Origin of the sequence: Azospirillum brasilense (assembly GCF_022023855.1) — a bacterium.
Taxonomy (GTDB): domain Bacteria; phylum Pseudomonadota; class Alphaproteobacteria; order Azospirillales; family Azospirillaceae; genus Azospirillum; species Azospirillum brasilense_F.
The window spans coordinates 23218-46122 of sequence record NZ_CP059451.1; the positions used below are offsets into that span (position 1 = coordinate 23218).

The following is a 22905-nucleotide window of genomic DNA, read 5'->3' on the forward strand; positions in this document are numbered from 1 at the left end:
TCAGGTCTCCTGCTTCTTCAGCAGCAGCGCGCTCGCGCCGATCAGGACCGGCACGGCGATCAGCAGAGCGACGAAGGCGGCGTGCAGATCGCCGAAGCCCAGAGCCTTGGAGAAGACGCCCCGCGCGATGGTCAGAAAATGGGTGGTCGGGTAGACCTCCCCGATGACGGCGGCGGCTCCCCCCAGGGACGAGACCGGATCGATCATGCCGGAATACTGGGTGGCCGGAATCAGCGTCGCGATGGCGGTGCCGAAGACGGCGGCGATCTGGCTGCGCATGAAGCTGGACATCAGGAGACCCATGGCGGTCGCCGAAAAGCTGTAGAGCAGGGCGCCGGTGGCGAGGGCCAGCGCGTTCCCGGTCAACGGCACGCCGAAGGCGGTGACCGCCAGCGCCGTCATCAGAAGGACGTTGAGCATGGCCAGCCCGACATAGGGCAGTTGCTTGCCGAGCAGGAACTCCAGCTTGGTGACCGGCGTGACGTAGAGGTTGATGATCGAGCCGAGTTCCTTCTCGCGCACGACGCTGAGCGCGGCCAGCATCGCCGGGATCAGCAGCAGCAGGATCGGGATGACTGCCGGAACGATGGCCTTCAGGCTCTCGACGTCCGGGTTGTAGCGGAAACGGGTCTCGATGGTGGCGAGGCTGGGCGTCTGGCTCCGCGAGGCCAGCCACTGGCTGTGCATGCCCTGCACGTACCCGTTGACCGTCTCGGCCCGCGTCGGCATGGCGCCGTCGATCCACGCCCCGATCTGGACGTGGCGCCCGCGGGCGACGTCGCGCCCGAAACCCGGTGGGATTTCCAGCGCCAGGGAGAGGTCGCCCGCCCGCATGCGCCGGTCGAGATCCTCGTAGTCGATGATCGGCGCCTGTTCGACGAAGTAGCGGGAACCCGCGAGGTTGAGCGTGTAGTCGCGGCTCGTCGTCGTCTGATCGCGGTCCAGGACCGCGAAGGAGAGATCCTCGACATCCATGTTGATGCCGTAGCCCATGATGACCATCAGCAGAAGGCTGCCGACCAGGGCGAGCGTCGCCCGGATGGGATCGCGCCGCAGCTCCAGCGCTTCCAGGAGCGTGTAGCTGAGCATGCGCCGCAGGTTGAAAAGGCGGCCTTCCGCGCGCTCGCCGCGAGGGTTGGCGTCTGGGGACGGGGCCTGTCGGCGGTCGTCGGGAGCCGCCGTGGCATCGCTGTCCCGGCGCTCCGCCACGGCCTCCTCCAGATAGCCGATGAAGGCCTCCTCCAGCGTCGCGGCGCCCCGCCTCTCGACGAGCGCCGCCGGCGTGTCGCTGACCAGCACGTGGCCGGCGTGCATCAGCGAGATGCGGTCGCAGCGTTCGGCCTCGTTCATGAAGTGGGTCGAGATGAAGATCGTCACCCGGTCCCGGCGCGCCAGCCCGATCATGATCTCCCAGAACGCGTCGCGCGCGATCGGGTCGACGCCCGACGTCGGCTCGTCCAGGATCAGCAGGGCGGGCTCATGGACCATTGCGACGGCGAGGGACAGGCGCTGGCGCTGGCCGAGCGGCAGCCGGTCCGGCAACGCCTCCATCGCGTCGGCGAGGCCGAAGCGCTCCGCCACCGCCGCGACCCGGTGGGGAAGGACGTCCTCGGGCACCTGGAAAAGGCGGGCGTGCAGTTCCAGGTTCTGCCGGATGGTCAGTTCCGAATAGAGCGAGAAGGCCTGGGACATGTAGCCGACGCGCCGCCGGGTCCCGATGTTGCGGGCGTCCACCGGCTGCCCGAACAGCCGGGCCTCGCCCTCGCTCGGCTGGAGCAGGCCGGTCAGCATCTTCATCGTCGTCGTCTTGCCGCAGCCGTTGGAGCCGAGAAAGCCGAAGATCTCGCCGCGCGGGATGCGGAAGCTGACATGGTCGACCGCCACGAAGTCGCCGAAGCGCATGGTCAGGCCCTTCGCCTCGATGGCGATGTCGCTCCCGTCCCCTGTGCGCGGCACGATCGCGACGGCCTTGTGCCCGCGGCGCTTTTCCTCGGGCATCAGCGCGACGAAGGCCCCCTCCAGCGTCGCGGTCCCGGTGCGCTCCAGCACCTCCCGCGGGCTGCCGGTGGCCAGCACGCGCCCCTCGTCCATGGCGACGAGCCAGTCGAAGCGCGCCGCCTCCTCCATGTAGGCGGTGGCCACCACCACGCTCATGCCGGGACGGTCCGCCCGGATGCGGTCGATCAGTTCCCAGAACTGCCGCCGCGAGAGCGGGTCGACGCCCGTGGTCGGCTCGTCGAGGATCAGCAGGTCCGGGTCGTGGATGAGCGCGCAGCACAGGCCGAGCTTTTGCTTCATGCCGCCGGACAGCTTGCCGGCCGGTCGGGCGAGGAACGGGGCCAGACCGGTGCTTTGCGTCAGGTCGGCGATGCGGCGCCGGCGCTCGGCCCGGCCCTGGCCGAACAGCCGTCCGAAGAAATCGAGATTCTCGGCGATCGACAGCGTCGGGTAGAGGTTCTTGCCGAGGCCCTGGGGCATGTAGGCGATGCGGGGGCACACGGCGCGACGGTGACGCGCCTGGGCCATGCTGCCGCCCAGCACCTCGACCGTTCCCTCCTGCAAGGCGCGCGCCCCCGACATCAGCGACAGCAGGCTCGACTTGCCGACCCCGTCGGGGCCGATCAGGCCACTGACACGCCCCGCCGGGACGTCCAGGCTGACCCCGTCGATGGCCCGGACCTTTCCGTACAGCAGACGGACGTCCCGCAGGCGCGCGACGGGTGATGCGGCGGAGCGGTCGGCGGTGTCGCTCATGGCACGAGGTTTTGCAGGTTGGCCGGCCAATCTGTGTCCGGCTCGATCCGCACATAGGCCACCCCCGGCAATCCGGTCTTCACATCACGGATGTATTTCTTGAGCAACGGAGGAGGGATCTGCGCCTTGATCCGGAACATCAGTTTCTGGCGCTCGCTGGCCGTCTCCACCGTCTTCGGCGTGAATTGGGCGACGTCGGCCACGAAGGTGGCCTTGGCGGGAATGACATATTGCGGGAAGGCATCCAGCGCGATCCGCACTTCCGTCCCGATCCTCACCCGCCCGGCGGCCTCCGTCGGCAGGAAGAAGGTCATGTAGACGTCGCTGAGATCGACCATGTTCAGCACCCGCCCGCCAGCGCCGAGCACCTCGCCCGGCTGCGCCACCCGGAACTGCACCCGGCCGTCGCGCGGCGAGCGGAGGGTGCTGTCGCTGATGTCGGCCTGGATGCGTTCGATGGTGGCCGCGGCGGCGTCGACCGCTGCCCTGGCGTTGACGACCTGGGCCTCGGCGGTGGCGATGGCGGCGTCGGCCGCGGCGACCTGCGCCTTCGCCGCGCTGACCGCGGCGTTCGCGCTTTCGAAGCGGGCGCGGTCGGTGTCGAGAACCTGCCGCGACGTCGTGCCGCGCGCTTCCAACTCCTCGGATCGCGCGAGTTGCTTCTGGGCGACGTCCCGCTCGGCCTCGCGCTGGGCTACCAGGGAGAGCGCCGACTGGCGCTCGGCCTGGCGCTGGAGCACCTGATGGCGGGCGGTCTCGACGCCGATGACCGCCTGCTGCTTCTGCGCTTCGGCCTGCTTGGCCTGGGCCTGGAGAACGTCGGTGTCCATCCGGGCGAGCACCTGGCCGGCGGTGACGAAATCGCCCTCATCGACCAGGATGTCCTCGACCCGGCCGGCGGTTTTCGTGGCGATGTCGATTTCGACCGCCTCGATCCGGCCGTTGCCGCTGGCCAGACCGGCGGGTAGTCCCCTGGGTTGCAGAAACAGCCACACCCCATACAGGATCACGACGACGGTCAGCGCGGCTGCGGCCTTGAGCAGCCACCGGCTTGGCTTCCTCATCATCCACCAATCCATTCGCTTGCAGGCAACGCCGTCAAGGACATCCAGCCTAGCAGACCGTCGGCGCGCCGCCACCGGCTTTTTCAGCTTGAAGTGGAATGCCCTTTTGCCGCACTGGCGCGATCGCGCCTGCTCTTACAGGATCGGGCTCGGCACCGAGAGAAAGCCATCCATGGCCAGTGCGATCCCCCCCATGGGAACGGCGTCCGGGCCGAGCGGCGAAACGAGAAGCCGCAGGTCGCGGCGCAGCGGTTCCAGCGCATGTTCGTCAAGGGCGGCGTTCAGCGTCGGAAGGATGAACTCCGCGACGATCGACAGGTTGCCGCCAAGCACCACCAGACCCGGATTTGTCAGGTTGACCATGTGGGAGAGCGCGACACCGAGATGCGAACCGGCCGCCTCCAGAAGGGTGCGCACCACCGGGTCGCCGTCACGCGCCGCGGCGGCGGCCGCCCATAGGTCGGGCAGGGCGCGCCCCCGCTCGCCGGCCTGGGCGAGGATCGAGGTTTCGGAGACGTAGGTTTCCAGGCAGCCCCGCTTGCCGCACCCGCAGGGGCGGCCACCCGGTACGACGGTCAAATGCCCGATCTCCCCGGCGAACCCCTGCGCGCCGCGGTAGAGCCGCCCGCCGAGAAACAGCCCGCCGCCGACGCCCGAATGGCCGGTCAGATAGACGAAGTCCTCGACCCCCCGGCAGGCGCCGAACAGCCGCTCGGCCATGGCGGCGGCCTTGGTGTCGTTGTCGACATGGACCGGCGCGCCCAGCGCCTCCTCCAGCAGCGGCCGGATCGGCGTGTCGCGCCAGCCCAGGTTGGGCGCCAGAACGAGCCGGCCCTCGCGGTCCATCAACGCCGGAATGCCGATGCCGATGCCGCGCAAGGGCGGCGGTGCCGCTCCGCCCTCTGGCCGGCTCGCCGCGACGACCGCGTCGATCCCCTCGTGCAGTTGGCGCAGCGCCGTGGCGAGGTCGGTGCTGCCGGGGATCTGCGATTGCTCGACCACCGTGCCGGCCAGTGTGGTGGAGACGATGCGGATCGTCCCCGGCTCCAGCCGGGCGCCGACCAGCAGCCCGGCCGAGGGCGCGATGCCGAGCGCGGTTTCCGGCCGGCCGATGCGGCGGGCGCGCGGCGCCTCGGTCCGCTCGACCAGCCCCTCCTCGATCATCTGCGCCACGATGGCCGAGGTCGTCGCCTTGTCCAGGCCGGTCAGCCGGCTGAGGTCGCGCTGCGCGCAGCTCGGGTTCTCCCGCAGCGCGTGGAAGACGCGGACCATGTTGAGGCGGCGGATCGCGGCCGAGTTGACCCTTGGCAGCATGCGGGTTCCTGTCCTGCGCGTTCGGCGGCAATCGTTGGGTGGCGGCGCCGGGCGGGGCATACACCGAAAAGGTGGGGGATGGCGCCCCGACATGGCTTGACGCGGGCTGATTCGAATCATACGCTCCCATTTGTTAGACCGTCTATCTAATTCGCGGCCACACGAGAAGCCGCAATCCAGGGAGGGGGCGACCCCATGGCCGAGCCGCTTTTGGCAGCGTTCGGCGTCACGAAGAGCTTTGGGCCCGTCGAGGTCCTCCATGGGGTGGATTTCACCGTCCAGCGCGGTGAGGTGCACGCCCTGGTCGGCGAGAACGGGGCCGGCAAATCGACGCTGATGAAGATCCTGTCCGGCTTCCACCAGCCGACCTCGGGCGCCGTGCGCGTGGATGGGCGGCCGATGAGCTTGTCCGGCATCGGCCCCGCCGAGGCGGCGGGCGTCGTGCTGATCCACCAGGAATTCAACCTTGCTGAACATCTGACGGTCGAGGAGAACATCTTTCTCGGGCGCGAGCTGCGGCGCGGCCCCTTCCTCGACAAGCGCGCCATGCGCGAGCGATCCCGCACCGTCCTGGCGGAGCTGGAATGCCCGGTGGACCCGCGCGCGCGGGTCCGGGACCTCGCTGTGTCGGAGCGGCAGATGGTCGAGATCGCCAAAGCGATGTCGCGCGAGGTCCGCGTCCTCATCATGGACGAGCCCACGGCGGTGCTGACCGGCACCGAGTCCGCCGTGCTGTTCGGGCTAATCCGCCGGCTGCGCGCCCAGGGGGTGGGGATCGTCTACACCTCGCACAAGCTGGACGAGGTGCGGGCCATCACCGACCGGGTGACCGTGCTGCGCGACGGCCATCACATCGCCACCCGCCCGACCGCCGAGCTGACGGAGGACGGCATCGCCCAGCTGATGGTCGGGCGGGCGATCAGCGACCTGTTCCCGGCCAAGACGCCGCCGGCGCCGGACGCGCCCGTGGTGCTGGAGGTGCTGGGGATCGACGTTCCCGGCTGGGTGCGGGGCGCCGGCTTCGACCTGCGCCGCGGCGAGATCTTGGGCTTCGCCGGGCTGATCGGCGCCGGGCGGACGGAACTGGCCGAGGGGCTGCTCGGCCTGCGTCGCCGCACCGCCGGCACGCTGTCCCGCAACGGCGAGCCGCTGCGCGCCCGCCGCCTGGAGGACGCCGTGGCCGCCGGCATCGCCTACCTGACCGAGGACCGCAAGGGCAAGGGCCTGCTGCTCGCCAAGGGCCTGCAGCCGAACCTGACGTTGCTGGCGCTGGACCGCTACGGCCGGGTCTTCGTCGACGAGCGGCGGGAGGCCGCGGCGCTGGAGCGTGCGGTGCAGGAGTTCGACATCCGCGTCCGGACGCTGGACGTGCCGGTCGGCAGCCTCAGCGGCGGCAACCAGCAGAAGCTGCTGCTGGCCAAGACCATGCAGGTCGATCCGGAGATCCTGATCGTCGACGAGCCGACGCGCGGCATCGACATCGGGACCAAGCAGCAGATCTACCGGTTCCTGCACGACTTCGCCCGCCGGGGCGGATCGGTGATCCTCATCTCCTCGGAAATGCCCGAGATCATCGGGCTGTCGCACCGGGTGGTGGTCATGCGCTCCGGCGTGGTGACCGGCATCCTGGAGGGGGCCGACGTCGAGGAGGGCGAGATCGTCCGCTACGCCACCGGCCTGAAAGGCCGCATGGTCGATGGCCTGAAGGGCCGCACATCGCTCCGCTCATCAAGCCGCACATCAGAAGGAGACGCGCATGACGCCGTCGGTCATGCCTGAGGCCGCGCGGAAGCCCTCCTCCGGCTTCGATCTGAAACTCTACGGGCCGTTCCTGGCGCTGGCCGCGCTGATCGTGCTGGGCACCATCGTCAACCCGGTGTTCCTCAGCCCGGGCAACATCGGCAACGTGCTGACCCGCACCGCCTTCATCGGCATCATCGCGGTGGGGGCCACCTTCGTCATCACCGCCGGCGGGATCGACCTGTCGGTCGGCTCGCTGGCCGCCTTCGCGTCGGGCGTCATGATCGTGGTGATGAACGCGCTGGTCGGTTCCATGGGCGCCGGGCTGCCGGTCATCCTGGTCGGCGTCCTGGTGGCGCTGGGGCTCGGGCTGGCGGCGGGGCTGGTCAACGGGCTGCTGGTGACCAAGGGCCGCATGGAGGCGTTCATCGTCACGCTGGGGACCATGGGCATCTTCCGATCCCTGGTCACCTACATCGCCGACGGCGGCACGCTGTCGCTGAATTCGGAGATCCGCACGATCTACCGGCCCGTCTATTACGGCGGCGTCTTCGGCATCTCCTACCCGATCCTGGCCTTCGCGGTGGTGGCGCTGATCGGCGCGCTGATCATGTACCGCACGCGCTTCGGCCGCTACTGCGCGGCCATTGGCTCCAGCGAGGACGTGGCGCGCTATTCGGCAATCAACGTGGACCGGGTCAAGCTGCTGGCCTTCGTGCTGCAAGGTGTGTGCGTCGCCATCGCGGTGGTGATCTACGTGCCGCGCCTGGGCTCGGCCTCGGCCACCACGGGCCTGCTGTGGGAGCTGGAGGCCATCGCCGCCGTCATCATCGGCGGCACCATGCTGAAGGGCGGCTACGGCCGCATCTGGGGCACGGTGGTGGGCGCCGTCATGCTCACGCTGATCGACAACATCCTCAACCTGACCGGCGCCATCAGCGTCTACCTGAACGGCACCATCCAGGGGGTGATCATCATCGTCGCGGTGCTCCTGCAACGGGGGACTGTGGCGCGTCGCTGACAAAATACAAAGAGGGAGGGATCGACCATGACGTTCCGTTTCGGTTTGGCCGCGGCGCTGGCCGCGGGCCTTATGGTGGCGCCGGTCGCCGGCTGGGCGCAGCAGAAGATCAAGATGGGCGTGTCCATCCCCGCTGCGACGCACGGCTGGGCCGGCGGCCTCAACTGGCACGCCCAGCAGGCCGAGAAGCGGCTGGAGAAGCAATACCCGAACCTCGACGTGGTGATCGTCACCGCCCGCGACGTCGGCCGTCAGGCCAACGACCTGGAGGATCTGGTCTCGGTGCAGCGGATCGACGCGCTGGTCATCCTGCCCTTCGAATCCGCGCCGATGACCGACCCCGTGCGCGCCGTCAAGCAGGCCGGCAAGTTCGTCACGGTGGTGGACCGCGGCCTGACCGACCCGTCCATCCAGGACCTCTACGTCGCCGGAAACAACCCGCAGATGGGCGAGGTCTCCGCCCGGTTCATGAAGGAGAAGATGGGCGGCAAGGGCGACATCGTGGTGCTGCGCGGCATCCCGACCGTGATCGACAACCAGCGCGTCGACGCCTTCATGAAGGAGATCGAGGGCACCCAGATCAAGGTGCTGGGGATGCAGTACGCCAACTGGAACCGCGATGACGGCTTCAAGGTGATGCAGGACTTCCTGTCCCGCTTCCCGAAGATCGACGCGGTGTGGGCGCAGGACGACGACATCGCGCTCGGCGTCATCGAGGCCGTCAAGCAGGCCGGCCGCGAGAAGGAGATGTTCATCCTCGGCGGCGCCGGCATGAAGGACATGATCAAGCGCGTCATGGACAAGGACGTTCTGGTCCCCGCCGACGTCCTCTACCCGCCCGCGATGATCGCCGAGGCCATGGAGATCACCGCCAAGCATCTGGTGGAGAAGGCGCCGATCCAGAAGGAATACATCATCGAGGCGACGCTGGTGACTCCGGAGAACGCCGCGAAATACTACTACCCGGATTCGCCGTTCTAAGAACCTCTGCCCCCTCCCTGGCCCTCCCCCGCCTTTGGCGGTGGAGGGGACACCAGCACACTCATGGGGAGACCCATCATGAAAACGATCAAGGGGCCGGCGATCTTCCTCGCGCAGTTCGCGGGGGACGCGGCGCCGTTCAACAGCCTTCCGGCCATCGGCGCCTGGGCCGCCGGGCTGGGCTTCAAGGGCGTGCAGATCCCGTCCTGGGACGGCCGCCTGTTCGACCTCGCCCGGGCCGCGGAGAGCAAGGGCTATTGCGACGAGGTGAAGGGCGTGCTGGCCGAGGCCGGCGTGCAGATCACCGAGCTGTCCACCCACCTCCAGGGGCAACTCGTCGCCGTGCACCCGGCCTATGACGAGGCCTTCGACGGCTTCGCGGCGCCGGAGGTGCGCGGCAACCCGAAGGCCCGCCAGGAATGGGCGGTCAACCAGCTTCTGATGGCGGCCAAGGCCTCGGCCAATTTGGGGCTGACGGCGCACGTCACTTTCTCCGGCGCGCTGGCCTGGCCCTACGTCTACCCCTGGCCGCAGCGCCCGGCGGGGCTGATCGAAACGGCCTTCGACGAGCTGGCCCGGCGCTGGCGGCCGATCCTCGACGCCTTCGACGCGGCGGGGGTGGACCTCTGCTATGAGATCCATCCCGGCGAGGACCTGTTCGACGGAGCCACCTTCGAGATGTTCCTGGAGCGCGTCGGCAACCACCCGCGCTGCAACATCCTCTACGACCCCAGCCACTTCGTGCTGCAGCAGCTCGACTATCTCGGCTACATCGACGTCTATCACGAGCGGATCAGGATGTTCCACGTCAAGGACGCGGAGTTCAACCCATCCCCGCGCCAGGGCGTCTATTCCGGCTACCAGCCCTGGATCGGCCGGGCCGGACGCTTCCGCTCGCTCGGCGACGGGCAGGTCGATTTCGGCGGCATCTTCTCCAAGCTGACCCAGTACGGCTTCGACGGCTGGGCGGTGCTGGAGTGGGAGTGCGCCATGAAGCACCCCGAGCAGGGGGCCGCCGAAGGCGCGCGGTTCATCGACGCGCACATCATCCGGGTGACCGAGAAGGCCTTCGACGACTTCGCCGGGGCCGGCACCGACGAGGCGGCCAACCGGCGCATGCTCGGCATCGGCTGAGCGGGAGGAGATCATGACCATCGAAGGGAAGACGGCCTCCGGGCCGAACCGCCGGCTGCGCCTGGGCATGGTCGGCGGCGGACGGGGCGCCTTCATCGGGGCGGTGCACCGCATCGCCGCGCGCCTCGACGACCGTTACGAGTTGCGGGCCGGGGCGCTGTCCTCCGACCCGGAGCGGGCGCGTGCCAGCGGCGCCGACCTGTTCCTGCCGCCGGAGCGCTGCTACGCCAGCTTCGCGGAGATGGCGCAGGCCGAGGCGGCGCGCGACGACGGCATCGACGTGGTCAGCATCGTCACGCCCAACCACCTGCACCACGACGCCGCCAAGGCGTTCCTGGAGGCGGGCATCCACGTCATCTGCGACAAGCCGCTGACAACCACGGTGGAGGACGCGGAGGATCTGGCGGCGGCGGTGGAGCGCAGCGGCCTCGTCTTCACGCTGACCCACAACTACACCGGTTACCCGATGGTGCGGCAGGCCCGCGCCATGGTGGCGGCCGGCGATCTCGGCGCCCTCCGCGTCGTTCAGGTCGAATACCCGCAGGACTGGCTGAGCACCCGGCTGGAGGAGAGCGGGCAGAAGCAGGCGGAATGGCGGACCGACCCGGCGCGCAGCGGCATCGCCGGCTGCGTCGGCGACATCGGCACCCACGCCTTCCAGCTGGCGGAGTTCGTCACCGGCCTGCGCTGCACGCGGGTCGCCGCCGACCTGACCGCCTTCGTGGAGGGGCGCCGGCTCGACGACAACGCGCACATGATGCTGCGCTTCGGCAACGGCGCGCGCGGCATGCTGTGGGCGAGCCAGGTGGCGCCCGGCCACGAGAACGGGCTGCGCCTGCGCGTCTACGGCGACAAGGGCGGGCTGGAGTGGTTCCAGGAGCAGCCGAACCACCTGCGCTTCACCCCGCTCGGCGAGCCGCCGCGCACCATCACCCGCGGCGGCCCCGGATCGGATGGAGCCGCGGCGCACGCCACGCGCATCCCGTCGGGCCATCCCGAAGGCTATCTGGAAGGCTTCGCCCAGATCTACCGCGACACCGCCGACCTGATCGTCGCCCGCATGGGCGGTGCCGCCGCCGGTGAACAGGCAGCCCTCGTCCCCACCGTCCGGGACGGCGTGCGCGGCGTGCGCTTCATTCATGCCGCCGTGGAATCGAGCCGCCGGGACGCCGCCTGGGTCGAGATTTGAAAGGATTTGCCATGACCGAAGCCTATTTCACCGGCGTCGAGCGCATCCGCTACGAAGGGCCGGACAGCGACACCCCGCTCGCCTACCGCTGGTACGACCCCGACCGCATGGTCCTGGGCAAGCGCATGGCCGATCACCTGCGCGTCGCCGTCTGCTATTGGCACAGCTTCTGCTGGCCCGGCTCCGACCCGTTCGGCGGCGGCACGCTGGACCGGCCCTGGATGCGCGCCGGCGATCCGGTGGCGCTGGCCGAGGCGAAGATGGACGTGGCGTTCGAGCTGTTCGGGAAGCTCGGCGCGCCCTTCTTCACCTTCCACGACCGCGACGTGGCGCCCGAGATGGGATCGCTGCGGGAGACCCAGGCGACCTTCGCCCGCTTGACCGAGCGGCTGCAGGGCTGCATCGAGCGCAGCGGCGTCAAGCTGCTGTGGGGCACCGCCAACCTGTTCTCGCACCCCCGCTACATGGCCGGCGCGGCCACCAACCCCGACCCGGAGGTCTTCGCCTGCGCCGCGGCGCAGGTGCGCGACGCGCTGGAGGCGACGCACCGGCTGGGCGGCGTCAACTACGTGCTGTGGGGCGGGCGCGAGGGCTACGACACGCTGCTCAACACCGACATGGGGCGCGAGCTGGGCCAGCTCGGCCGCTTCCTGACGATGGTGGTCGAGCACAAGCACAAGATCGGCTTCACCGGCACCATCCTGATCGAGCCCAAGCCCATGGAGCCGACCAAGCACCAGTACGACCACGACGTGGCGACGGTCTACGGCTTCCTGAAGCGCTACGGGCTGGAGAAGGAGGTCGCCGTCAACATCGAGGTCAATCACGCCACGCTGGCCGGCCACAGCTTCGAGCATGAGGTGGCGACGGCGCTGGCGCTGGGCGTCTTCGGCTCCATCGACATGAACCGGGGCGACCCGCAGAACGGCTGGGACACCGACCAGTTCCCCAACGACCATGTGGAGCTGGCGCTGCCCATGGCGCGCATCCTGGAGGCCGGCGGCTTCACCACCGGCGGCTTCAACTTCGACGCCAAGATCCGGCGCCAGAGCGTCGAGCCGGACGACCTCCTGCACGCCCATGTCGGCGGCATCGACACGCTGGCCCGCGCGCTGCTCGCCGGGGCGCGGCTCGTCGAGGACGGCCGGCTGCGAGACTTGCGCGCGGAGCGCTACGCGGGCTGGACCGGCGATCTCGGGCAAAAGCTGCTCGGCGGGCTGGATCTGGCCGGGGCGGCCGACGCCGGCCTCGGCCTCGATCCCCGGCCGCGCTCGGGCCGGCAGGAGATGCTGGAGAATCTGGTGAACCGCCTCGTCTGAGGCTGCCGGCTGATTGGGGGGAGGGTCCATGTATCTCGGCATCGACCTGGGGACATCCGGCGTCAAGGCGGTGCTGGTCGACGAGGCGCAACGCCTCGTCGGCCAGTCCACCGCGCCGCTGGAGGTCAACCGCCCGCACCCGCTGTGGTCGGAGCAGGACCCGGAGGATTGGTGGGCCGCCACCGGGCGCGCTGTCGCCGGCCTGCGCGCCGCCCATCCCGACGCGATGGCGGCGGTGCGGGGGATCGGGCTGTCGGGGCAGATGCACGGGGCGACGCTGCTCGACCGGGGCGACCGCGTGCTGCGCCCGGCCATCCTGTGGAACGACGGGCGCAGCGGCGCCGAATGCGCGGAGCTGGAGCGCCGCGCCCCCAACCTGCGCGCCATCGCCGGCAACCGCGCCATGCCCGGCTTCACCGCGCCCAAGCTGCTGTGGGTCGCGGCGCACGAGCCGGACCTGTTCAAGGCGACCGCCAAGGTGCTGCTGCCCAAGGACTGGCTGCGCCTGCGCATGACCGGCGACCACGCTTCGGATTTGTCGGATTCCGCCGGCACGCTGTGGCTGGACGTCGGCCGGCGCGCCTGGTCGGACGAGCTGCTGACCGCCACGGGGCTCGGCGAGGCGCACATGCCGCGGCTGTACGAAGGATGCCAGCCCACCGGCGCGCTGCGGGCGGAGGTCGCCGCCGACTGGGGCGTTCCGCCGGGGACCGTGGTGGCGGCCGGGGCCGGGGACAACGCCGCCGGTGCCGTGGGGGTCGGGGTGGTCGCACCGGGAAGCGCCTTCCTGTCGCTGGGCACCTCGGGCGTGCTGTTCGTCAGCGGCGACCGCTTCGCCCCCAACCCCGAGCGCGGTGTGCACGCCTTCTGCCACGCTCTGCCCGGCCGCTGGCACCAGATGTCGGTGATGCTGAGCGCGGCGAGCTGCCTGTCCTTCGCCGCCCGCCTGACCGGCGCCGTGGACGAGGCGGCGCTGCTGCGCGAAGCGGAGTCTCACGGCGGCGATCCCGGCGCCCTGGTCTTCCTGCCCTACCTGTCGGGCGAGCGCACGCCGCACAACGACCCGCACGCCAAGGGCGTTTTCTTCGGCCTGACCCACGACACCGACCGCGGGGCACTCGCCCGCGCGGTGCTGGAGGGGGTGGCCTTCGCCTTCGCCGACGGGCTGGACGCCCTGGAGGAGGCCGGCGGACGCGTCGAACGCTTCCTGGTGATCGGCGGTGGCGCGCGCAGCGCCCTGTGGGGCCGCATCCTGGCGAGCGCGCTTGGCCGGCCGCTCGACTACCCGGCGGGGGGCGAGGTCGGCCCGGCCTTCGGGGCGGCCCGTCTGGCGCGCCTCGCGGTGACGGGCGAGGAGCCGGAAACCGTGTGCCGGCCCTTGGATATCCGTCACACCGTGGAGCCGGACCCGGCCCTGGCCGCCGCCCTGGCGCCGCGCCGACGCCTGTTCCGCCGCCTGTACGGCGATCTGAAAGCGGCCTTCCGCGAGGCCGACGGGGCGTGACCCACGCATATGCAAGCGTCTTCCCGACGATTTTCGAAGGGCGAGCCTTCTCCGGGGCTTAATTGAGGAAGCGGTTTTCGCGCAGGCGCGCCACGGCGAGGTCCACGAAGGCCCTCACCTTGGCCGGCGCGTGGCGCCCCTCGGGATGGAGGACATGGATGGGCAGGGGCGGCTCCTCATGGTCAGCGAGCACGATCCGAAGCTCGCCGGCGAGGAGCGCCGGGCCGATCTGGTAATGAAGAACCCGGGTGAGGCCCCAGCCCGCCTTGGCGGTCGCGATCACCGCCTCGTTGGTGTTGCATTGCAGAACCGGGTCGATGGTTACCCGCTGGTCCCGGGCGAACCGCCACTCCGGCGATGCCCAGGCGCCGGTCGATACGGCGATGCGGTGGTGCTTGAGGTCGACCGGTGTTCTTGGGACGCCGTGGCGCTGGAAATAGGCCGGGGCGCCGCAGACCACGCGCCGGACCATGCCGACCCGGATTGCCGTGAAGCCGGAATCCGGCAGGTGGCCGATGCGCACGGCGACATCGATGCCTTCCTCCACGATGTTCACCGGGCGGTCGACGAAGAAGGTCTGCGCGCGCATGCCGGGGTAGCGATCCAGATACTCGGTCACGATTGGCAGCACATGCATCGGCCCGAACAGAGCGGAGGCGGTGACCGCGAGCGTCCCGGTCGGTGTGGCGTAGACGCCGCCCGCGGCGGCCTCCGCCTCCGTGATGTCCGACAGGATGCGGCGGCAATCCTCGAGGTAGCGCGCGCCGGCTTCGGTCACCTTGACCGAGCGGGTGGTGCGCACGAACAGACGGGCGCCGATGAGATCCTCAAGGGCCGCCACGGCGCGCGTCACCGCGGGCGCGCTCAGATGCAGGTGGCGGGCGGTTTCGGCGAAGCTCTCCGTTTCGGCGACCTTCACGAAGATCCGCATCGCCTGCAACCGGTCCATGCGCGCCCCCGTTTCGCTGTGTCCCCGTCACAGTCTGTGGCCGAAGAGGCTCCGGATAGCAACCTCCGCCTGCGCCGCCGCGTCGGAAGCCGCCTCTTTAGAAGCCGCCGTGTCAGAAGCCGAAATGGCTGAGGCCCGGATGGTCGTCCGGACGGCGGCCCAGCGGCCAACGGAACCTGCGATCGGCTTCGGCGATCGGGTGCTCGTTGATGCTGGCGTGGCGGACACGCATCAGCCCGTCCTCGGCGAACTCCCAATTCTCGTTGCCGTAGGCGCGGAACCACTGGCCGCTGTCGTCATGGTATTCGTAGGCGTAGCGCACGGCGATGCGGTTGCCGCCGAACGCCCACAGCTCCTTGATCAGCCGGTAGTCCAGCTCGCGGTTCCACTTGCGGGTCAGGAAGGCCTCAACCTCGGCGCGGCCGTTGGCGAACTCCGCGCGGTTCCGCCAGCGCGTGTCGGTGGTGTAGGCCAGCGCGACCTTGGCGGGATCGCGGCTGTTCCAGCCGTCTTCCGCCAGACGGACCTTCTCGATGGCGGTTTCCTGGGTGAAGGGAGGCAGGGGAGGACGGGACATGGCGAACTCCTTTGGTTTGCGGGGGAGAGGACGGGCAGCGGGTAGCGATTGGTCAGAGCGCGAGTTGCAGGCGGTCGCCTTCGCCCGTCTCCGCTTCGGCGGGGACGGCGCAGCACAACAGCACATCGTCGGCGGCGACGGCCGCGCTCGGCTCCTTGACGTAGGTCACCGCACCCTTGAGCAGCTTGGTGCGGCAGGTCCCGCAGGTGCCCTCACGGCAACTGAAGGCGGGATCGAGGCCGCGCGCTTCGGCCAGTTCGAGCAGCGTGCCGGAGCCGGGCGTCCAGCGCGCTTCCTTGAGCGTGTTCATGAAGGCGACCGGCACCGGCCTGGTCGCGGGCGCCCGGCGCGGCGGTGCGGCGGCCTCCGTGGTCACACCCGTCCGCTTCAGGGACGACGGCCCGAACGCCTCGGCATGAATCCGCTCGTCGGCGATGCTGTAGCCGCGCAAGCCATCGTAGAGCGCCTGGGTGAAGGCGGGCGGCCCGCAGAGATAGAAGTCGTAATCGTTGAAGCCGAGGATGCGCGTCAGCAGAGCCATGTCGATGCGGCCCACGGCGTCGTAATCGACGCCCGGCACGGCCTCGCCGGGATCGCTGAGGACGCGGACGAGCCGGACGGCGCCGTTCGCCGCCGTGACGAGATCGTTGATTTCCCGGTCGAACGGTCGCTCCGCTGTGGAGCGCGCCGCGTGGACCAGGATGGTCGGGCGGATGCGCTGCGTGCGCAGCCCCTCATAGACCACGTGGCGCAGCATGGCGAGCAGCGGCGTGATGCCGACGCCGCCGGCCAGCAGCACCGCCGGCCGCGTCGCGCGGGCGTCGATGGTGAAGCCGCCCGCCGGCCCGCGCGCCTCGATGACGTCGCCGACCCGGACATGGTCGTGCAGATGCCGCGACACCAGGCCCTCGCGCTTGACGCTGATGCGGTAGATCCCGTCCGACGGGGCGACGGACAACGTGTAGGTCCGGACGACCGGTTTGTCGGCGCCCGCCGGAGTGACGCGGATGGGCAGATGCTGGCCGGCCAGATGCGGCAGGAGCCCCGCGCCGTCGGTCGGCCGCAGATGGAAGGAGCGGATGGTGGCGCTTTCCTCGACGATGTCCGTCACCGTCATCGGCCGCCAGCGCGTCGCCGTTTCCTCCGCGCGCAGCCGGTCGGCGGCCTGGCCCCAGTCGCCCGTCATCAGGGAGCTGGGAGACCAGCCGTCCGCCCGCAGCGTCCAGCGCAGGGCCAGGGCGCCGGGCCGGCGGACGATTCTGCGCGCCTTGAAGGTCCACAGCCGCTCGGCGCCCTGGAAGGCGGCGATCTCCGGCGAGTCCAGGACCAAAGCGGCGTCGCCGGTCATCTGCAACAGGTCGCCGCTGGCGAAATCGACGAAGAGCAGCCCCGCCTTTCCGTTGAGCAGGATGTTGCCAAGCGTGGCGAAGAAGAGGTTGCCGTCGAAATCCGGAATGGTGAGCGTGCCGTCCCCGGCCACGCGGACGAAGCCGGCCTTGCCGCCGCGATGCGACACGTCGACCTGGCGATGGTCGCCACGGTCGGCGTAGGAGGCGACGAAAAAGGCGTCCGCCGCTTCGATCGCCGCCTGCGCCGCCGGATCGAGGGCCGTCAGCTCCTCGACGGCGCCGGCGAAGGGCTGGGTGGGGTCGCGGGCCAGCGTGGCGTCGCGCAGCTGGATGTAGCGGGGGCAGTTGCCGAAACTCTGGTCGACCGCGACGCGGAAACCCGCGGGCGTCGCCGAGACGACGCCGTTCATGCGGTTGCGCCGCCGCGTGTTCATCTCGATGCCGAGGAGGCCGACCGGCGCGCCGTCGACCATACCGGCCGCCGCGGGATCGCCGGCGCTCAGGCGCGCGGCGATGTCGAGGGTGGTCGGCGACGGCGAGGACAGAAAGCCTGGCCTTCCTTCGAGGATGCTGGCCCAGGCATCGCCGTCCGGGTCGGCGCTGCCGATCACGAGGAAGGGGAGTTGGGCGTAGAAGTCGCGGTGCTGGTCGGGCATGAAGTCGCGGATGACCCGTTGCCCCACCATCGCCATCCGCTCGGCGACGCCGGCGCCGACCTTCTCCTGCAGGAACGTCTCACCCTCATGCCAGATCGGCAGCGTCTTCGCGGTCTCGCCCATGTCCCGTCTCCCCGGTGAAAGAAGCGGGCGCGCCGGTGCGCGCGCCCAGGCGGCGCGTCACGCGGCGGTGAGCCCCGCCGGCGTCTGGGCGAAGGGGACGAAGCCCGGCAGCCCCTCGATACGGCGGAGGAAGGCGTTGACGGCCGGATAGCCCGACAGATCGACATTGCCTTCCGGGGCGCGGGCGACGTAGCTGTAGATGGCGACGTCGGCGATCGTCGGCTGGACGCCGACCAGCCAGTCGCGGCCGGACAGGTGGCTGTCGAGCCTCTTCAGCAGGGTGTGTGCGCGGCCGATGACCTCGTCGGGGTTGAAGCCCGCGCCGAACACCGTGACCAGTCGCGCCGCCGCCGGGCCGTAGGCGACCTCGCCGGCCGCGACCGACAGCCAGCGCTGGACGGCCGCCGCACTCCGGGCGTCTTCGGGCAGCCAATCGCTGCGGCCGGCCTTCTTCGCCAGATAGACCAGGATGGCGTTCGAGTCCGAAACGACCACGCCGTCGTCCTCCAGCACGGGCACCTGACCGAACGGGTTCAGCGCCAGGAATTCGGGCGTCTTGTGCGCACCCGCCTTCAGGTCGACCTCGACCAGCTCGTGCGGCAGTCCGAGCAGGGAGACGAACAGGCGGGCGCGGTGCGCATGGCCCGACAGCGGGTGATGATAGAGCTTCATGGCTGACTCCTGCGATGCTGGCCGGGACCATCCCGATCTGCACACTGAGAGTGCGCCCGTCAGCCGATCACCGGAATAGCCCGGTTTGGCAGTTCATCATTACAGCCAGTGCAATAATGCCGGTTGGGTGGGGTGTTTGGGGTGAGTGCATTAGGCACTCCCTCTCCCCCGAGGGGAGAGGGCTACAAAGGCCAATTGCAACAGTTCCGTTTGATCGCTCAGACCGTCTTGACCTGCGGCCGCTACCAAGGCATTATGATGCATCATACATCGGATGACCGGCAACGGCGGGAAGGGCGGAGGATGAGCGGGTTCGATCTCACCCTTCTCGAACACGACAATCTCGGCGGCACGATTTACCAGAAATTGTGCGAGGCCCTGATGAAGGGCGCCTTCAAGCCGAACGACCGCCTCAAGATCCGCGATCTCGCCGACCGGCTGGGGACGAGCGTCACCCCGGTGCGCGACGCCATCCTGCGGCTGGTGCAGGATCAGGCCCTGGTGCTGCGCTCGCCGCGCGACATCCGCGTCCCGATGCTGACCCGGGCCACGTACCTGGAGATCCGCGATATTCGGGTCAATCTGGAGGGGCTGGCCGCCGCGCGGGCCGCCGAACAGGCCACGCCCGCCCAGATCGCGGCTTTGGACGCCCTGCTCAAGCGCAACGAGGAAGCGATGGCCGCCGGCAACACCGCGCTGGCCACCGAACTCAACCAGATCTTTCATTTCAAGGTGTCCGAGTTCGCGGACATGCCGGTGCTCGGCGACATTCTGCGGCGGCTCTGGCTGCAGATGGGGCCGTTGATCGCCGACGTCTACGGTGGCGCCGGGCGCACGATGATCGATCATCACTACCCGCTGATGGACGCCATCCGCGGCCATGACGGTCCCGCCGCCGCCCGCGCCATCCAGGCCGACATCCTGCTGGCCAGCGGTCCGATCCTGGAGAGGATCGACGGCGTGCACCCCGAGGCGCTCGCCGTCTGATTCCCCGCCGATCCCATCCGCTTCCTCAGCCGATCCACCCGCCACTATGATGCATCAAACATTGACCGCTTCGCACCACAAGGAGACACCGGCGATGACACCGGCCCCGACCCAGGGTGACGTTCTGACCACCGCCGCGCCGGCAATCTCCACGGAGGAGGCCGGCGCCATCCTGCGACGGTGGTTCGGCGTGACCGGCACCGTCCGCGAGTTGAGCAGCGAGCGCGACCGCAATTTCCACATCGCTGCCCCGAATGGGCAGGGCTATGTGTTGAAGTTCACCAACCCGGCGGAGCCTCAACCCGTCACAAGCTTCCAGACCGGGGCCATGCAGCATGTGGCCGTCCGCGACCCCGCCCTGCCGGTGCCGCGGGTCGTGCCGACGCTGGACGGGGAAGCCCAGGCGATCGTCCAGATCGACGGCAGCGCCATGGTCCTGCGGCTGCTGACCTATCTCGAAGGAACGCCGCTCCACGCCGCGCCGCCTTCGTCGGGGCTGATGCGGGCGCTGGGAACGACGCTGGCCCGGCTGGATCGGGCGCTGGCCGACTACGAGCATCCCGGCTCGGAGCGCGACCTGTTGTGGGACATCACCCGCACCGCCAGCGTCGCTGACCGGCTGCACTATGTGGCGGACGACCGGCGCCGTGGGATGGTCGAGCGCTTCGTCGCCCGCTTCACCGACGAGATCGGCCCCCGGCTGCCTACCCTGCGCCATCAGGTGATCCACAACGACCTGAACCCCCACAACGCGGTGGTCGATCCGGTCGGGCATGAGAAGGTCACCGGGATCATCGATTTCGGCGACGCGCTGCGGGCGCCGCTGGCCAACGATCTGGCGACGGCGCTCGCCTACCACGTCACCAGCGGCGAGACGCCCTTCGGCTCCGTGGTCGAGATGACCCGCGCCTACAACGCCGTGCTGCCGCTGACGGAGGACGAGGTGGAACTGCTGCCCGATCTGGTGGCGGGCCGCCTCGCCCTGACCATCGGCATCACCAGCTGGCGGGCGGCCGAGTACCCCGCCAACGCCGCCTACATCCTGCGCAACGCCGAACGCGCCTTTGCCGGCCTGGACCGGCTGACCGGCGACGAGGCCGCCACCGCGCGCCGCCTGCTCCATCTCGCCTGCCAGAAAGTGTGAACCGCCATGACCATGATCAACGCCTACGCGCCCGACTCCGCCGGAACCCTGCCGGAGCGCGAGCGCGCCCTGATCGCCCGTCGCAAGAAGCTGCTCGGCCCGGCCTACCGCCTGTTCTACGCAGACCCGATCCATGTCGTGCGCGGGGAGGGCTCGTCCCTCTATGACGCCGAAGGCAACCGCTATCTGGACGCCTACAACAACGTCGCCTCGGTCGGGCATTCGCGGCCGGAGGTGGTGGAGGCGATGGCCAGGCAGGCGGCCGTGCTGAACACCCACACGCGCTACCTGACCGACGGCATCCTCGACTTCGCCGAAGCCTTCCTGGCGGAGTTCCCGGCGGAACTGTCGCACCTGATGCTGACCTGCACCGGCAGCGAGGCCAACGATCTGGCCCTGCGCGTCGCCCGCGTCCACACCGGCGGCACCGGCGTCGTCATCGCGCACAACGCCTACCATGGCGTGACCTCGGCGCTGGCCGAGATGTCGCCCTCGCTGGGTGCCGCGGTGAAGCTGGGCGATCATGTCCGCGTGGTGCCGGCGCCCGACGGCTACCGTATGCCGGAGGCCGAGGTCGGGGCCGCCTTCGCGCGCTCCGTCGAGGCGGCCATCGCCGACCTGCGGGAGAAGGGGATCGCCCCGGCGGCGCTGCTGGTCGACACCATCTTCTCCAGCAGCGGCGTCTTCACCGACCCGGCCGGCTTCCTCGCCCCGGCGGTCGAGGTGATGCGCAAGGCCGGCGGCCTCTTCATCGCCGACGAGGTGCAGCCCGGCTTCGGGCGGCTCGGCACGCACATGTGGGGCTTCGCGCGCCACGGGCTGGTGCCCGACATCGTGACGGTCGGCAAGCCGATGGGCAACGGCCATCCGGTGGCCGGCGCGGTGTTCCGGCCGGAGGTGATCGAGGCGTTCGGCAAGAGCCAGCGCTATTTCAACACCTTCGGCGGCAACCCGGTGTCCTGCGCGGTGGCGCTGGCGGTGCTGCGCGTGATCAAGGCGGACCGCCTGCAGGAGAACGCCCTGACCGTCGGCACGGAGATGATCGACGGCCTGCGCGCGCTTGCCGCCAAGCATGAGCTGATCGGCGACGTGCGCGGCAGCGGTCTGTTCATCGGCGTCGAGATGGTGCGCGACCGCAAGCTGAAGACCCCGGCGTCGGAGGAGACGGCCCGCGTGGTGAACGGGATGCGCCAGCGCCGGGTGCTGATCAGCGCGACCGGGCAGGAGGGACACATCCTGAAGATCCGCCCGCCGCTGGTCTTCTCGTCCGAGGACGCGAAGCTGTTCCTCGCCACGCTCGACGAGGTGCTGGCGGCGCTGTAAAGGCGCCGTCCCGTCAGCCCAGCCCCATCCGTTCGCCGGGGAGTGCGGGCGTCATCGGGGGCCCATCTCACGTGCTGCTGCTGGGCGGCTACGCGCTACGGGGCAAGGTTGAGGTTTGCACCAATCCATGCTGTCACGTCGGTAACCGGGATGGCATTGCGTTGGTTGTACGTACCGGCCTTGTCCCAAGCGACTCCGCGCCCTTGGGCGAAAGCCGCGCGATATTTGCGCATCATGTTCTGCGGGTCGCGTGCCAGTTCTTCCGTCAGGAACGGTACGGTCCATTCCGACCGGCTGAAGGGACGCCCCAAAGCCATCTCCAGCTTGTCCGCAACCTCCCCATAGGTCACGGTATCGCCTGCCAGGAAGACGATCTCATTCCGAATGGTGGGCTCGGCAAACACCACCTCGGCAGTCAATGCGCCGATGTCGTCGGGCGTGGTCAGGGTCACGGCGGTGTCGAGGCTGCCAAGCGCATGGACCGCGTCGTTCTCCAGATCGACGACGCCGAATTCCGGCTCGAAGAGATAGCTCATGAACATGCCGGTGGAGATGATGACCCAATCGGTCTGGCTCTGCGCGCGCAGAAGCTCGCGCACATCGAGCTGTGCGTCGAAGATGTCCTGCGGGCTGCCGCGACCGATCACGTCGAAATCGACGCCGAACTGCCACGGAAAGTAACGAGGGATCCGCGCCTGCAAGGCGGCCTTGGCCAGCTTCATGGGCGTGTCGATCCCGGCGGCATAGCCCGCGCATCCGATCACGGTGTCATATTGCTCGAAAACCGACGCAAGCTCGCCGATCGAACTCCTCACCAGATCGCCGACAACGACCTCTATTCCAAGGTCGCGAATCTCGCCGATATCACGCTTCTTGGCCGGCTCGTCGGATGCGACGGCACTGGCGCGCAACAGCACGCTGATCGTGGCTCCGTCCACGTTCCTCGCGCGACGCGCCAGATTGCGCAGCACCGGCATGCCGAGCTCGCCGGCACCCAGCACGAGGATGTTTCGTGACTTTACGGTGGAACCTGCATCGTTCATCGTTCTGACCCATTCAGCATTGGTTGCTGCCAAGAACTAGCAACCCATATGCAAGCGTGAAA

The 22905-nt window shown here is 69.5% G+C and carries 18 protein-coding genes; 10 read left to right on the forward strand and 8 right to left on the reverse strand.

Annotation, left to right across the window (positions count from 1 at the left end; translation table 11 throughout):
* From rbbA to H1Q64_RS22850, 3 genes are all read right to left on the reverse strand, one after another.
* Window positions 1–2754, reverse strand: coding sequence for a ribosome-associated ATPase/putative transporter RbbA (gene rbbA / locus H1Q64_RS22840; RefSeq protein WP_237906870.1), 2754 nt, complete (start codon window positions 2752–2754; stop codon window positions 1–3).
* Window positions 2751–3821 (reverse strand): HlyD family secretion protein, encoded by a 1071-nt coding sequence (locus tag H1Q64_RS22845; protein WP_237906871.1) that lies wholly within the window; start codon window positions 3819–3821, stop codon window positions 2751–2753. Before H1Q64_RS22845 ends, rbbA begins: the two co-directional genes overlap by 4 nt.
* A gap of 132 nt (window positions 3822–3953) precedes the next feature.
* The gene (locus H1Q64_RS22850; protein ID WP_237906872.1) at window positions 3954–5132 is read right to left on the reverse strand and encodes an ROK family transcriptional regulator; all 1179 of its coding nucleotides are present in this window, start codon (window positions 5130–5132) and stop codon (window positions 3954–3956) included.
* A 195-nt stretch (window positions 5133–5327) separates the two neighbouring features.
* Between H1Q64_RS22850 and H1Q64_RS22855 the strand changes: the two genes are divergently transcribed.
* The 7 genes from H1Q64_RS22855 to xylB all read left to right on the forward strand — a co-directional run bounded on the left by H1Q64_RS22855 (window position 5328) and on the right by xylB (window position 14020).
* Window positions 5328–6911: a sugar ABC transporter ATP-binding protein gene (locus H1Q64_RS22855; protein WP_237906873.1), complete on the forward strand. Its 1584-nt coding sequence runs from the start codon at window positions 5328–5330 to the stop codon at window positions 6909–6911.
* Window positions 6889–7893 (forward strand): ABC transporter permease, encoded by a 1005-nt coding sequence (locus H1Q64_RS22860; RefSeq protein ID WP_237906874.1) that lies wholly within the window; start codon window positions 6889–6891, stop codon window positions 7891–7893. The genes H1Q64_RS22855 and H1Q64_RS22860 overlap by 23 nt, the downstream gene beginning before the upstream one ends.
* 27 nt (window positions 7894–7920) lie before the next feature.
* Window positions 7921–8874 carry a substrate-binding domain-containing protein gene (locus tag H1Q64_RS22865; RefSeq protein ID WP_035681887.1) on the forward strand — a complete coding sequence of 318 codons (954 nt, stop codon included), beginning with the start codon at window positions 7921–7923 and terminating at the stop codon, window positions 8872–8874.
* Between the two features lie 78 nt (window positions 8875–8952).
* Window positions 8953–10008 (forward strand): sugar phosphate isomerase/epimerase family protein, encoded by a 1056-nt coding sequence (locus H1Q64_RS22870; protein WP_237906875.1) that lies wholly within the window; start codon window positions 8953–8955, stop codon window positions 10006–10008.
* Between the two features lie 13 nt (window positions 10009–10021).
* Window positions 10022–11197 (forward strand): Gfo/Idh/MocA family protein, encoded by a 1176-nt coding sequence (locus tag H1Q64_RS22875; protein ID WP_237906876.1) that lies wholly within the window; start codon window positions 10022–10024, stop codon window positions 11195–11197.
* A gap of 11 nt (window positions 11198–11208) precedes the next feature.
* Complete coding sequence (gene xylA, locus H1Q64_RS22880) at window positions 11209–12516, forward strand: xylose isomerase (protein ID WP_237906877.1); 1308 nt, start codon at window positions 11209–11211, stop codon at window positions 12514–12516.
* A gap of 28 nt (window positions 12517–12544) precedes the next feature.
* Complete coding sequence (gene xylB / locus H1Q64_RS22885; protein ID WP_237906878.1) at window positions 12545–14020, forward strand: xylulokinase; 1476 nt, start codon at window positions 12545–12547, stop codon at window positions 14018–14020.
* A gap of 58 nt (window positions 14021–14078) precedes the next feature.
* Here the strand turns inward: xylB and H1Q64_RS22890 are convergent, their stop codons facing one another.
* The 4 genes from H1Q64_RS22890 to H1Q64_RS22905 all read right to left on the reverse strand — a co-directional run bounded on the left by H1Q64_RS22890 (window position 14079) and on the right by H1Q64_RS22905 (window position 18346).
* Window positions 14079–14969, reverse strand: a complete 891-nt coding sequence (locus H1Q64_RS22890; protein WP_237906879.1) for a LysR family transcriptional regulator — start codon at window positions 14967–14969, stop codon at window positions 14079–14081.
* A gap of 112 nt (window positions 14970–15081) precedes the next feature.
* On the reverse strand, window positions 15082–15546 hold the full coding sequence (locus H1Q64_RS22895; protein ID WP_237906880.1) for a DUF1348 family protein: 465 nt from the start codon (window positions 15544–15546) through the stop codon (window positions 15082–15084).
* A 52-nt stretch (window positions 15547–15598) separates the two neighbouring features.
* Window positions 15599–17674 carry a pyridoxamine 5'-phosphate oxidase family protein gene (locus H1Q64_RS22900; protein ID WP_237906881.1) on the reverse strand — a complete coding sequence of 692 codons (2076 nt, stop codon included), beginning with the start codon at window positions 17672–17674 and terminating at the stop codon, window positions 15599–15601.
* 57 nt (window positions 17675–17731) lie between these two features.
* A complete protein-coding gene (locus tag H1Q64_RS22905) occupies window positions 17732–18346 on the reverse strand; it encodes a glutathione S-transferase family protein (RefSeq protein WP_237906882.1) in 615 nt (204 codons plus the stop codon).
* A 303-nt stretch (window positions 18347–18649) separates the two neighbouring features.
* On the opposite strand from H1Q64_RS22905, the gene H1Q64_RS22910 reads away from it, so the two are divergent.
* The 3 genes from H1Q64_RS22910 (at window position 18650) to H1Q64_RS22920 (ending at window position 21800) form a co-directional block, all read left to right on the forward strand.
* Entirely contained in the window at window positions 18650–19333 is a 684-nt protein-coding gene (locus H1Q64_RS22910; RefSeq protein WP_237906883.1) for a GntR family transcriptional regulator, read from the forward strand.
* A gap of 94 nt (window positions 19334–19427) precedes the next feature.
* Window positions 19428–20477 carry a phosphotransferase gene (locus H1Q64_RS22915; RefSeq protein WP_237906884.1) on the forward strand — a complete coding sequence of 350 codons (1050 nt, stop codon included), beginning with the start codon at window positions 19428–19430 and terminating at the stop codon, window positions 20475–20477.
* Window positions 20478–20483: 6 nt separating this feature from the next.
* Window positions 20484–21800 carry an aspartate aminotransferase family protein gene (locus tag H1Q64_RS22920; RefSeq protein ID WP_237906885.1) on the forward strand — a complete coding sequence of 439 codons (1317 nt, stop codon included), beginning with the start codon at window positions 20484–20486 and terminating at the stop codon, window positions 21798–21800.
* A 95-nt stretch (window positions 21801–21895) separates the two neighbouring features.
* On the opposite strand, the gene H1Q64_RS22925 is transcribed toward H1Q64_RS22920, so the two are convergent.
* Window positions 21896–22843 carry an aromatic alcohol reductase gene (locus H1Q64_RS22925; RefSeq protein WP_237907166.1) on the reverse strand — a complete coding sequence of 316 codons (948 nt, stop codon included), beginning with the start codon at window positions 22841–22843 and terminating at the stop codon, window positions 21896–21898.
* Between the last annotated feature and the right edge of the window lie 62 nt (window positions 22844–22905).